Origin of the sequence: Streptomyces sp. NPDC052036, from assembly GCF_040680495.1 — a bacterium.
Lineage (GTDB): Bacteria > Actinomycetota > Actinomycetes > Streptomycetales > Streptomycetaceae > Streptomyces.
Genome location: NZ_JBFAWW010000023.1, coordinates 108,129 through 120,415 on the forward strand (window position 1 = coordinate 108,129; position 12,287 = coordinate 120,415).

Genomic DNA, 12,287 nt, shown 5'->3' on the forward strand with positions numbered 1-12,287 from the left:
TGGTCGGCGCGGTACCGCCTCCCGTCGGCGGTGCTTGGGTCGTCGAGGATCCGGTCCCGGCCCGCCCGGACGGCTCCGTGGAGCGTGGCATCGGCGCCTCTAGGGTCTGTATGTGGTTGTGATCAAGCAGTGTGACTGAGCACCCGAGTCGACCAGTGAGTGCGTCACCTTGCCGCCCTCTCGGTTCTGCGCCGGTCGCGGTGTAGGGGCCTTCTGCTCTCTCGATAGCTCCCCGAGGTATCGGAAGTTTGTCGGCGATCTCCGCGATCTGTCGGCGGTATGTCGGGGGAGATTGCGACCTTGGGCGGGTTGGTGCTCCCCATGAGCACGCTGCCCCAGAGCGCAAGGAGCCTGTCATCGTGTCTACCGCACCCCAGAGCCGACCGTGGGACGTTCACCGTCCGCCGTCTGCCGAGGGCAGGACCTTCCTGATCACCGGGGGTAACGCCGGGATCGGCTACTTCGCCGCGGAGCAGCTCGCCGCCACCGGAGCCGTCGTCGTACTCGGCAGCCGGGACGCCGCGAAGGCCGACGCCGCCATGACCTCGATCCGCTCGCGCGTTCCCTGTGCGCATGTCCGGCACCTTCAGCTGGACCTCGCCGACCTGTCGTCCCTGAAGACCGCCGTGGACAGGCTGGACCTCGATCATCTCGACGCTGTGGTCCACAACGCAGGGGTCGCGCTCGACGAGCCGCCGCGTCGAGAGACCAAGGACGGCCACGAGCTGATGTTCGGCACCAACCACCTCGGCCACTTCGCGCTCACCCAGTGGCTGGCCCCCCTGCTGTCCGCGGCGCCGGCGGGCCGCATCGTGACGGTGGGAAGCTTCGCGGCACGGTCCGAGCGACTGGACCTCGACGACCTGCAGTCGACGCGGGACTACCGGCCCAAGCGCACCTACGGCCGAACGAAGCTGGCTCAGATGAGCTTCGGCTTCGAACTCGATCGCCGCCTGCGTGCCGTCGGCAGCACGGTGCTCAGTGTGGTGGCCCATCCCGGCGGCGCGCTGGACTCCCTCACCCCGTCCCGCCCGCCGGTACACGTGACAACCCCCGGTGAGCGGCTGCGAGCCCTGCCCGCCGGGCTCTTGGTGCAGGGCAAGGACGCCGGAGCATGGCCCGTCGTCCGTGCCGTCCTCGACTCGGAGATACAGGGAGGGCAGCTGTGGGGGCCGAGGGCCTTCGGCCTGCGTGGCAGACCACGGCGCGAGCCCGTCCCTCCTCACATGGCCGACCCGGCCGTCGCCGCTCGCCTTTGGGCCGCCAGCAGTGAGCTGGCCGGCACCGATCCGAACCTCGGCTTTCGGTAGTCCGGAGCCGCACCCAGTACAACCATCCGACGGCCAGCTGCCATGCTTCAGCCCGGCGTGGCGGGTCGCTCAGTCACAACCAGGCGCCTGCAGGTAGTCGTCGACCCAGATCATCGAGGCGCGGGGGTGGAGGCCGGCGAGGTAGCTCTCGTTGGCGTAGCCAATCCGCAGACGGTATAGCTGCAGACGAAGGACCTGCTGCCCACCGAGGTCGATTCAGGCCGCCTCCCACAGACCGGCGTCCAGGAGGCGGGCCGCCTTGGCGATGCTGCCCGGCATCAGATGCCGGTAAGTGCGATACGTCTCCTCGATGGACTTGTGTCCCATCCATTCCGCCACATCGGTGATCGGTATCCCGTTCCCGAGCGCGTTCGAGGCGAAGTAGTGCCGGAAGCTGTACATGCCGACACCGTCCTCCGCAGGCAGGTTCTTGAAGAATCTCTGCACACGCCGACGTTCCATCGGCTCCGTGTAGTGGCCGCTCGGACCACGGAGCAAGCAGCCGTCACGCGTGGTGCCGTGCTTATCCTCGTAGTGCTCCATGGCCTCCCGCACCGAGCGTGGCAGAGGCACCTCTCGGAACTCCCCCGCCTTGCGGTGCTTCAGCTTCGCCGGCCTGTGCGTGTTGGAGTGGATCTGCTCGTGCACCCTGTAGACATCGTCCGCCACGACGTTGTTGACGTTCACTGCCCGGGCTTCCCCGTTACGCAAGCCGCAGCCCACCATCATGACGATCTCGAGCGCGAGATCTTCGTCGGCGACGATCAGCGCCTTCTTCACGTAGGCGAGGGACGGGATGACCACCTTCTCGCGGACATACTCAGGTTCCTGGACGCCCTTCACAGGGTCGTCCGCCATGGTTCCTGGACTCCCTTCCCGGTCGCTTCGTGGTCGACCACCCAGAACGATAGAAAGGGAACATGGGAGGAATTTCAGGTCGCAACGGGCGAGATATGCCTGATGCGTCCAGGACGACTCATAGGCCCGGTCGGCCTCGTCGGGCGGGAGAGCCGCGGCGGCGGGGCTCGCTGCTGAGCGTGTACAGCCTCGCGGGCCAGGTCTTCCTGCTCCAGCTGGCGGTTGTGATGCTGCTCGTCACCGCCGCCCTGGTGGTGCTCGTGGTGCAGGCACAACGCGACGTGATGGCGGACGCCCGCCACCGGACGCTCACCACGGCGCAGACGTTCGCGAACTCCCCGGGGATCGTGGCGGCACTGAACAGCGCGAACCCGACCGCGGTGCTGCAGCCGGACGCCGAGGCGGCCCGGAAGGCCGGAGGCGTCGACGCCATCATCGTGTATGGGCTGAACGGGATCACCCTCACTCACAGCGACCCGCGTCAGATCGGGAAACGCGTCATCGGGCCCTACGCGGCGGCGGCGGCCGGCAAACCGTTCACGAGTACGTTCAAGGGCTCGCTGGGGCTTTCCGTGGTCTCGGCCGTGCCCGTCAGGGGTCCCGACGGCTCCGTCATCGCCGTTGTCTCCGTGCCCGTCACGGTCGAGCGGGTGCAGCACAGGGTGGACCGGCAGCTGCCGGTCCTCCTCGGCGGCGCCGCCGTGGCCCTGACCGTCGCCGCAGGCGGGTCGGGCCTGGTGAGCCGGCGGTTGCGGCGACAGACGCACGGCCTGGGGCCGACCGAGATGACCCGGATGTACGAGCACCACGACGCGGTGCTGCACGCAGTGCGGGAAGGGGTGCTGATCGTAGGCGGTGACGGCCGGCTGCTGCTGGCCAACGACGAGGCACGACGGCTTCTGGACCTGCCGGCGGACGCGGAGCGGCGGCACACCACCGATCTGGGGCTGGACGAGGACCTCGCCGGGCTGCTGGTCTCCGACCGGCCCGCCACCGACGAGGTGTATCCGGCGGCCGACCGGCTGCTCGCCGTCAGCAAGCGGCTCACCGCGCCCCACGGACCGGTCGGCAGCGTGGTCACGCTCCGGGACACCACCGAGCTGCGGGCCCTCTCCGGCCGGGCGGAGGTGGCGCGCGAACGGTTGCAGTCGCTCTACGACGCCGGGCTGCGGATCGGCACCACGCTCGATGTCAAGCGCACGGCCGAGGAGCTGGCCGAGGCGACGGTGACCCGATTCGCCGACATCGTCACCGTCGATCTGCTGGACCCGGTCCTGCGCGGCGAGGAGATCTTCGAGGCGCCCACCGGTATCACCGAGCTGCGCCGCAGCGCCGTTGCCGGTCTTGACGCGGGCCATCCCCTCCACCCCGTCCGCGAGCTGATCCGGCTCGTCCCGGCCCACCCCGTCTCCACCGCGATGGCCGAGGGACGCCCGGTCCTGGTCAGGGACCTGAGCGCCGGCGACGCCTGGCGGGCCGAGCAGCCCGAATCTACCCGGCGGCTCCTCGATCACGGCATCCACTCCATGCTCGCGATGCCCCTGCGCGCCCGCGGTGTGGTGCTGGGTGTGGTGGACTTCTGGCGCGCGCAGGGTTCCCCGTCGTTCGAGGACGAAGACGTGTCCTTTGCCGAGGAGCTGGCCGCCCGGGCGGCGGTGTGCATCGACAACGCCCGCCGCTACACCCGCGAACACGCCATGGCCGTCACCCTGCAGCACAGCCTGCTACCCCGCGCGCTGCCCGGGCAGTCCGCCCTCGACGTGGCCTACCGCTACCTCCCCGCACAGGCCGGGGTGGGCGGGGACTGGTTCGATGTCATCCCGCTGTCCGGTACCCGGGTGGCGCTGGTCGTGGGCGATGTCGTCGGCCACGGTCTGCACGCCGCGGCGACGATGGGCCGACTTCGCACCGCCGTGCACAACTTCGCCGGCCTGGACATGCCCGTGGAGGAGCTGCTGGGCCGGCTGGACGAGCTGGTGGCGCAGATCGACGCCGAGGAGGTCACCGCAGCGGAGGACCGGCAGGTGGTGATCACCGGGGCGACCTGCCAGTACGCCGTCTACGACCCCACCTCTGGGCGACTGACCATCGCCACCGCAGGCCACCCGGGACTGGCGGTGGTCCGGCCCGACGGTACCGTCGACTTCCCTCAGCTGCCCGTCTCCCCGCCACTGGGTCTCGGAGCCGGCCTACCTGTCGAGACCGCCGAACTCACCGTGCCCGAGGATTCCCGACTGGTGCTCTACACCGACGGGCTGATCGAGGACCGCACCCGGGACCTGGACGCCGGCCTGGAGGCCCTGCGCGACGCTCTGACGGGGCTCTGGCGCACGCCGGAGGCCACCTGCGCGGCGGTGATGGAGGCCATGCGGTCCGACCGGCCCCAGGATGACATCGTGCTCCTCGTGGCCCGCACGCGCCGGCTCGGACCGGATCGGGTCGCCGAGTGGGAGGTGCCCCGTGACCCGGCGGCGGTGGCCTCCGTGCGCACCGCCTGCGCCCGCCGGCTGGCGGAGTGGGGGCTGGAGCAGGTCGGTTTCACCGCCGAACTCATCCTCAGCGAGCTGATCACCAACGCCATCCGTTACGGAGCCGAGCCCATCGCCGTGCGACTGCTCCGCACGGAGCCGGTCGGCAGCACCGCTGCGGGCACCCTGATCTTCGAGGTCGCCGACGGCAGCAGCACCTTGCCGCGGTTGCGCCGGGCGAAGGTCACCGACGAAGGCGGCCGCGGACTCTTCCTGGTCGCCCGCTTCTCCGAACGCTGGGGGACCCGTTACACGACCACCGGCAAGGTCATCTGGGCCGAACGGTCCCTGCACCACGACGCCACACCGGAGGAGGAGGGACTCGGCGAGCTTGCGCTGGACCGATGGGACGACACCGCGTTGTGAGGTGGGCCGGTACGTCCCGTCCCTCCACCGTCGCGCCCACGTCGCGTGCCGGCGTGGGCGCAGCGGGGGGCCGGGGCGTAGAGAAGCCGAGTGCCCCCGGAGAAGACGGTGAACGCGGGCTTGCCGGGCGGCATTCCGCCATCGGGGCGGCCGGGTACGCTGGCCTCGATGACCACTTCGTCGGCGCCGTGGAACTGGGGAAGCCGGGAGGCACAGCCGGACGCCCGCCTCTCCGGATCCAGTGGCGCTGCCCACAGCCGGTCGGGGTGACCGCCTCATCCCCCACGTCCGGGAGCAGCCGTGACTACACCGTGTGCCCGAGCAGCGGCGGTCTTCGGCTGCTTCGCTCTCGTGGCGCTGGGACTGAGCTCTTGCGAGAACACACAGATCGCCAAGCCGTCGGTGGCCACGTCCGCAGAGAGCATGGGCGGCATGCGCGCACTGACCGCCGCGGCCAAGAAGGAGGGCACGCTCAGCGCGATCGCGCTGCCTCGTGACTGGGCCAACTACGACGGCCTGATCAACGGCTTCGAGAAGAAGTACGGGATCAAGGTCACGGTCGAGAATCCGCTGGGCCACAGCGAGGACGAGATCGACGCCCTGCGGAAGAGGGGGAACCGGCCGACAGCGCCCGACGTGATCGACGTGGGCGATACGTTCGCACGGAAAGCAGCGGCGCAGAATCTGCTCGCACCGTACAAGGTAGCCGCTTACGATTCGATTCCCGGTAACCAGAAGGACTCGAAGGCCCGCTGGTCCAACAACTACGGGGGCTACATCTCCATCGGCTGCGACGCCAACCGGGTCGAACCCTGCACGGAGACCTTCGCCGATCTGCTGAAGCCCGGTTACAAAGTCGCACTCGAAGGCGACCCGCCCCGTTCGGCCACTGCCTTCGCCAGTGTCTACGCGGCCGCGCTGGCGAACAACGGGTCGTTCGACGACGTCCAGCCCGGTCTCGACTTCTTCTCCGAACTCAAGGCTCGCGGCAACTTCAACCCTGTCAGTTCCAACTCGGCGACGGTCGCGAGCGGCCGGACCCCCATCAGCATCAACTGGGACTACATCAACCTCCAATACGCCGACCAGCTCCGGGACAAGGGCGTGAACTGGCAGGTCGCGATCCCCTTTGACGGCAGCTTCGCCCAGTATTTTGCGCTGGCGATCAACAAGAACGCCCCGCACCCGGCGGCTGCCCGTCTGTGGCATGAGTACCTCTTCAGCCCAGAGGGCCAGAACCTCCGGCTGCGCGCCTATGCCCGCCCGGTACTCATGGACGCGATGAGGCGGAACGGCACCCTCGACAGGGCCGCCGCTGAACGACTGCCGACGGTTGAGGGAACGCCGCAGTTCCCGACGGACGCACAACTGGAGAAGGCGAAGGCAACGGTCACCCAGGGTTGGGCGAAGGCCCTTTACGGCTAGGGCCTGTCTCCTTGGCGACGGCGACTTCGTCGGTTCTCGCCAGGGATGGCCGTGGCATGCCTTGGGATAGTTGATGCGGCGCCCCAACGGTGTTCACGTGGGCTGACGAATGTAGCGTCGCGACCGTGGAACAGCTGACTGGCTTCACTACCAGGCGCCGGCAGACCCGGCGGCAAAGGGCGACATGCCGGCTACTCAGCCCATCGGCTACTGGAGCGGCTTGGCACACACGGCCGTGACCCGGCATCTGCGTGACGCGATGGCCAAGATCGACGTCACGCAGCCGCAGTACCGGGTGCTGACCGCGTGAACGGCGGAACGACAGCGCCCACCCGCGAGGAGAAACTCCCGATTCGTCTGCTCCCTGCCTGCTCCTGCAGGTCAAGGGCGGTCTCCGAAGGCTACATCGTTTCGCACGTCCGGTCAGCTGTCGCCTGGTCAGCGCCATGCGACGGAACGGTCCCTCTTCTCACTAACTAATGACGGGCCACTGCTCGTCTGGAGGCCAGGGCCCCGCCGGCCGCCCGCGGCAACGCCCGCCGCCATCGGTCTGCCGACATCCGGTCACTCCGAAACGCCGGGCCGCCTTCCGGTGACAGGCCCCCGCCTCGATCAGGTCAGCGGCAGCGGCAGCACCTGACCCAGGCCTTTGCCCAGCAGGCGCCTTCCGTTGGTCCCGCCCAGAGCAGGGCCCGGTTTGTGTTGTGACCGTCGTGTCCGCACGCCGCATTTCGTTGAGCTTCACGGATACCCGTCGAGCTGCCACCTGTCCCAGACCAGGGGCCGGCGGCGGCGCGGGCGACCCCGTGCCGCGAACCGAAAGCGATGCCAGGCGGCAGGCCGCGGGCAGCAGGATGGCCTTGATCACCCGCTGGGAACTACCGGCTTGGAACCCCGTGCCCTGCGCAGCCGTGCGGACAAGTCATCCAGCACCTCTGCCTCGCCGTCGACCAAGTAGAAATGCCCGCCGGGAAACACCTTGATGCTCGATTCACCGGTCGACGCATGCGACCACGCGTACGCCTCCGCGACAGTGACGTCCGGGTCGCTGTCTCCCACATAGATCGAGAGGGGGCTCTTGATGGTCCGGCCGGACCGAGGAGAGTGGTTCCTGATCACGCGCAGGTCCGCGCGGAGTGCCGGAAGCAGCAGCGGGCGAAGGTCCTCGTTGTCGTACGCCGCCGAGTTGGCGCTCCCCAGAGACTTGGCGAAGTCGATGACCGAATCATCGTCGTCATCAGGCAGATCGCGACCTCCCGTGCCGGGGCCACTGCGGCCGGACACGACGACCATGGTCGGGCTCCGGCCATGCTTTTCCTCCAGCAGCAAAGCAACTTCGAAGGCAAGGGCCGCACCCATACTGTGCCCGAACAGGACCATGCCGCTGTCGAGCAGCGGGGCAAGTTCCGCGGAGATCTCGCCGGCCATCTCGTCCATGTCCTCGACGAACGGTTCCGTGATCCGGTCCTCCCTGCCCGGATAGCGGATCGCCAACAGGTCGACATCGGCGGGCAGCCGACGGCGCCAGCCGCTGAAGGCGCTGGCGGAACCTCCGGCGTGGGGGAAGCAGACCAGACGCTGCTCGGGTTCGGCGACCGCGCCGAACCGCCGCAGCCACAGCGCGGTGTCAGATGCATCCACAGACATTTGGGTGTGCTCCAGTAATGAGTGCATGGTTTCAGACCTCGATATCCACGCACAAAAAACGACCATTCATGGCGTGCTCAAAATAAACTTGCGTCCCTCATCGTTTCACGATTTCGACCGACTCCTCGCTCTTCAGCTCATCACTTTCCGGCTGTGTCGAGATGACACGTCGACGCTGCTCGGGACGGGTGGTCAGGTAAAATGAGCCAATGATAAGAATGCCGACGCTCAAGTAGACAAGATACCGGTAGGGCAGCACGTCAATCAGCATGACGCCGACGAAGATTCCGACGCCTTGCATTCCGGTCATGATGAAGCTCGCTGCACCCGTTACCCGGCCGAGCAGCTCGTTCGCGGTGTACAGCTGGAATGCAGTCATGGAACTGACCACGACCGGCGCCAGACAGAACCCGACGATCGCAACCGCTGCGATGACCACCGCGCTGGTCGGGACCGCGACGAAGCCGGCGGCGACCGCGCACAACCCCAAGCCAACTGCCGCCGTCCGCCCAGGTCCGGCACGTTTGATGAACACCGGCGCGAGCAAGCCTCCGATCAGCCCGGTCAGGCTCATGACGGTGACCAAAGTGCCCACCCAGGTCGCGGGGCGGCCCAGCCCGACGGTCACCACAGCGATGCCGAGCGTCTCATAGAAGCCCATCGCGAAGAAGGCGAGCGCAAGGGCAAAGGACAGCTGACGCAGCAACGCCGTGGTCAGCAGATACCGGAATCCGACTACGACCTGCTGGGTCCAGCTCTCCCGGTGCGCCCCCTGGACAGGCTTCGGGTCATCGATCCGAACCAGCGACCAGCACAACACCGACACACCAAAGGTGGCCGCATCGACAACGACCAGGGTGTGCCCGCCCCAGGCCGCCAGGACACCCAGCCCGATACCGGGGGTGATCAGCCGAGCGGCCTGATTCAGCGCCTGGCTGAGCCCGATGGCCGTACTCACGAGTTCCGTGGGCATGAGCTGTTCTCGCAGGGCGGCGAAGGCCCCGGAAGTGATCGCGGAGCTGGCCCCGTAGAGGAACATCATCAGGTAGATCAGCCAGACCTGGTCCGGGCCGTCCACGGTGACGAGAGACAGGACCAACAGCGCTGTGGCCACCTCGGTGAACATCAGCAGCCGTCTGCGCCGGAACCGGTCGACCAGCACTCCGGTGACGGGCGAGAGCATCGTCCCGAGAGTCAGGCACAGAATGACGGTGCCCGCCTGCGCAGTTGACCCGGTCAGTTCCTTGACCCAGATGGAAGCGGCGAGCCAGAAGGCATTGTCGCCGATCATGGTGACCGTATTGCCCAGAATGCAGATACGTAGGTTACGGATGCGGAAGAGTTCGCGCATGAAGTGTCATTCCTCCGAGTGGGCCGGCACTGGCCCTTCTGGGGTTCCGGTGCGCTGGATCACGCGATCGACCGCATCGGGCTCTGCGGCCTGATCGACAGGACGTCGATACTCCGCGACAGGATCACCTGCTGAAACCGCAGGCGGTGGCTCGGGACGGCGAGCCCGGACTGCTCGCTCAGCAAGTTGTTCGTCAACTTCATCGCGCCCTGCGCATATGACCGACCATCGCTGTCGACCAGCGACAACGGCCCCAGGATTCCGAACTCCATACCTCTGCTCCCCGCGTGGACAGTGCATGTGTACTGAGACGTGCCGGCTGTTCAGTTTGGGCGGCGGGGCAAGCCCCGCCGCCCAAACCAGGCATGTGGAATCCCAGGTAAGGACTCCTGCCTGACCACTGTCTCCGCTCAGTCAGGCTTCGCCCCTCAGTGAAGCCGCGACGAGCGGAACCATGTGCGACAGCGAATCAGGGCTCATCATCGCTTCGTGCTCGTACGGCACGGCATGCTTCACGACTCCACCGTCGGTGTGCGGGAGCCACTTGTCCGCCGCCGTGGTATCACCGGTCCGAGCCGGGTCCGCGGCGATGTACAGCATCCGCGAGGAACAACGGCGGGGCTTGAAGTCACCCAGGATCCGTTCGTTGTTCTGTGCGGTGTCGACCAGCGCGTTGATCCGCGCTTCGTCTCCGTCGCGCCAATCAGCATGGGCGTGTCGCAGGAACTCGATCACATCCGCCCGACTGAGCCGGCCGGCCGAGGCCTCCCCGCCGATCTCGGCACCGACCACATCACCAGCCTTGTACCCGAGGCTCTGCAACAGCATCTCGAGCGTCTCGTGTTCGACGATCGACCCATCAGGTGCGACCGCATACTCAGCACCCGCGTCGAGCAGCACAAGCAACGACACCTGCTCGCCCTGCTCCTCGAGTTGCGCCGCCATCTCGTGCGCGACGTTCCCTCCGAACGACCACCCGAGCAGGCGGTAGGGCCCGGACGGCTGCACCGTTCGTATCTGCGCCACATACTCGGCGGCCATCTCTGCCACACTCCCGGGCTGCCGCTCCGGCTGCAGCAAGCCTCGGGCCTGGAGACCGTAGACCGGATAGTCCGGCCCAAGCCGGTCCGCCAAGCCCCTGTACGTCCAGGCGAGGGAGCCCAACGGGTGCACGCAGAAGAGCGGCGCAGAGCTGCCAGTGGTCCGCAGTGGCAGCAGCACTCCGTAGGAGTCCTCGGGATGGTCCACGCCGAGCCGCTCCACCAGTCCGGCCACCGTCGGAGCATCGAACAGAGCACGGATACCCAACTCGGCGCCCATGGCCGTTCGGATGCGGCTGATGAGGCGTGTTGCCAGCAGGGAGTGGCCGCCGAGTTCGAAGAAGTTGTCGTCGATGGTGACCTGCTCGACGCCGAGAGCTTCTGCGAACAGCTCACACAGCTGCTTCTCCTGCGGGGTGCGCGGGGCACGTCCGGTCGTGCCGGCCGTGAACTCGGGCGCGGGCAGGGCCCGACGGTTGAGTTTCCCGTTCGGCGTCAGCGGCAGCGCGTCCAGCACCATGACCGCCGAGGGAACCATGTAGCCCGGGACCGTCTTGGCCACATGTGCCCGCAGGGCTTGCGGGTCGAGCACTGTATCGGCTGCCGGGACGGCGTACCCGACCAGCCGCTTGTCGCCGGGGCGGTCCTCGCGCACGATGACCGCGGCCTGGGCGATGTCGGGGTGGGCGGCCAGGACGGACTCGATCTCACCGAGTTCGATGCGGAAGCCCCGTAGCTTGACCTGGTCGTCGATACGTCCGAGGTACTCCAGCTTCCCAGCCGTGCTCCACCGCACGAGGTCTCCGGTGCGGTACATGCGTGAGCCGGGAGTGCCGAAGGGGTCGGCGACGAAGCGCTCCGCCGTCAGACCCGGACGGTTGAGGTATCCACGCGCCAGGCCATCGCCGGCGATGTACAACTCCCCCGCGACACCCGTCGGCACCGGGCTCAGACCCGCGTCCAGGACGTACACCTGAGTGTTGGCGATCGGACGGCCGATCGAGGACACGCCGGCGGCGGCCTCCTCACCGACCTCGTCGACCGTGGACCAGATCGTCGTCTCGGTCGGACCGTACAGATTCGTCACCGACACCGTCCGGGCCACCAACGTGCGTGCCAGCTCGCCCGGCAGCGCCTCACCACCGACCAGCGCCCGCACCCCGGCCAGCCCATCCCCAGCATCGGCCACCACCGCATGCCACAGACTCGGCGTCGCCTGCATCACGCCCACCCCGGCCGAAGAGATCAAAGACCGCAGGGCAAGAGGGTCGCGAACGTCCTGCGGAGAAGCCAGCACCACAGCAGCACCGTTCAACAACGGCAGATACAACTCCAGACCCGCGATATCGAACGCGACCGTGGTCACCGCCAGCAACCGGTCACCCGCACCCAGACCGAACCGCTCCTGCATCGACGACAGGAAATTCACCAACGCCCGATGCTCGACCACCACACCCTTCGGCCGCCCCGTCGAACCCGACGTATAAATCACATACGCCGGCACATCCGAGGTCACAGGCGCCAGCCGCTCGGCATCGCAGAGGTCAGCACCGGAGTACTCAGCGACGGACGGAGCGTTCACGGGGATCCGGGGGATGCCCTGGGGCAGAACGCCTTCCGCCTCAAGGCCGGTGATCATGCACATCGGGTGAGCGTCGTCGAGGATGTAGGCGATGCGGTCGGCCGGGTAGTCCGGGTCGATGGGCACATACGCCGCACCCGTCTTCACCACCGCCAACAGCGCCACCACCAGATCGGCGGA

8 protein-coding genes and 1 pseudogene are annotated in these 12,287 nt (G+C 67.7%); 4 read left to right on the forward strand and 5 right to left on the reverse strand.

Annotated features, from left to right (window positions below):
• The first annotated feature begins 359 nt into the window (after positions 1-359).
• The gene (locus AB0L95_RS27945; protein WP_365165894.1) at positions 360-1,310 is read left to right on the forward strand and encodes an SDR family NAD(P)-dependent oxidoreductase; all 951 of its coding nucleotides are present in this window, start codon (positions 360-362) and stop codon (positions 1,308-1,310) included.
• A 216-nt stretch (positions 1,311-1,526) separates the two neighbouring features.
• Here the strand turns inward: AB0L95_RS27945 and AB0L95_RS27950 are convergent, their stop codons facing one another.
• The gene (locus AB0L95_RS27950; protein WP_365165896.1) at positions 1,527-2,168 is read right to left on the reverse strand and encodes a site-specific integrase; all 642 of its coding nucleotides are present in this window, start codon (positions 2,166-2,168) and stop codon (positions 1,527-1,529) included.
• Between the two features lie 179 nt (positions 2,169-2,347).
• Between AB0L95_RS27950 and AB0L95_RS27955 the strand changes: the two genes are divergently transcribed.
• The 3 genes and pseudogenes from AB0L95_RS27955 to AB0L95_RS27965 form a co-directional block, all read left to right on the forward strand.
• A complete protein-coding gene (locus tag AB0L95_RS27955) occupies positions 2,348-5,062 on the forward strand; it encodes a SpoIIE family protein phosphatase (protein ID WP_365165898.1) in 2,715 nt (904 codons plus the stop codon).
• Positions 5,063-5,413: 351 nt separating this feature from the next.
• A complete protein-coding gene (locus AB0L95_RS27960; RefSeq protein WP_365165924.1) occupies positions 5,414-6,487 on the forward strand; it encodes an extracellular solute-binding protein in 1,074 nt (357 codons plus the stop codon).
• Positions 6,488-6,671: 184 nt separating this feature from the next.
• Positions 6,672-6,829 (forward strand): annotated as a pseudogene (locus AB0L95_RS27965) (MarR family transcriptional regulator); the annotation flags it as partial.
• A 522-nt stretch (positions 6,830-7,351) separates the two neighbouring features.
• On the opposite strand, the gene AB0L95_RS27970 reads toward AB0L95_RS27965, so the two are convergent.
• From AB0L95_RS27970 to AB0L95_RS27985, 4 genes are all read right to left on the reverse strand, one after another.
• Complete coding sequence (locus AB0L95_RS27970; protein WP_365165901.1) at positions 7,352-8,200, reverse strand: alpha/beta fold hydrolase; 849 nt, start codon at positions 8,198-8,200, stop codon at positions 7,352-7,354.
• A gap of 31 nt (positions 8,201-8,231) precedes the next feature.
• On the reverse strand, positions 8,232-9,485 hold the full coding sequence (locus AB0L95_RS27975) for an MFS transporter (RefSeq protein WP_365165904.1): 1,254 nt from the start codon (positions 9,483-9,485) through the stop codon (positions 8,232-8,234).
• 59 nt (positions 9,486-9,544) lie between these two features.
• Positions 9,545-9,757, reverse strand: a complete 213-nt coding sequence (locus tag AB0L95_RS27980) for a hypothetical protein (RefSeq protein WP_365165906.1) — start codon at positions 9,755-9,757, stop codon at positions 9,545-9,547.
• Between the two features lie 142 nt (positions 9,758-9,899).
• The coding region (locus tag AB0L95_RS27985; protein ID WP_365165909.1) for an amino acid adenylation domain-containing protein at positions 9,900-12,287 on the reverse strand (2,388 nt) is incomplete at its 5' end.